Source organism: Actinomyces oricola, from assembly GCF_004104015.1.
Classification (GTDB): domain Bacteria; phylum Actinomycetota; class Actinomycetes; order Actinomycetales; family Actinomycetaceae; genus Actinomyces; species Actinomyces oricola.
Map to the genome: position 1 here is coordinate 1 of NZ_RYFV01000078.1, position 545 is coordinate 545.

Here is a 545-nt window from a genome sequence, read left to right on the forward strand (position 1 = left end):
TCCAGGACGCCGTCCCCACCGTGGAGGACCTGGAGCCCACCACCGAACTCATCATCGACGGCACCCTGGCACCATGCTGGTCCTGGAGAGACCACCCCGAGCTGTACTCCGGCAAGCACCACACCACCGGAGTCAACCTCCAAGTCGCCTGCACCCTGTCGGGCCACCTCGCCTGGGTATCAGACCCCCTGCCCGGCCGCGCCCACGACGTCACCGCGCTTCGAGCCAGCGGACTGCTGGACCTACCAGCCAGCGACCTGCCCACCGGCACCAAGCCGCCCAGGCACCTGGGCGACAAGGGCTACACCGGCACCACCATGATCACCCCCTACAGGAAACCACCCCACAGACCCCTCACCAGCACCGAGAAAGACGCCAACCACGCCCACGGCCGCATCCGCTACAAGATCGAAAGAACCATCGCCAATATCAAGACTTGGAGAATCCTCCACAACGACTACCGAAGACCCCTGAACACATTCAACACAACAATCACCGCAGTACTAGCCCTCATATTCACCTACAACACCCCATGAATAACCCTC

The 545-nt window shown here is 62.4% G+C and carries 1 protein-coding gene; it reads left to right on the forward strand.

What is annotated here, in order from left to right:
* Window positions 1-536, forward strand: a 536-nt coding sequence (locus EUC46_RS12465) for a transposase family protein (protein WP_206646010.1), incomplete at its 5' end; no start/stop codon positions are given.
* Between the last annotated feature and the right edge of the window lie 9 nt (window positions 537-545).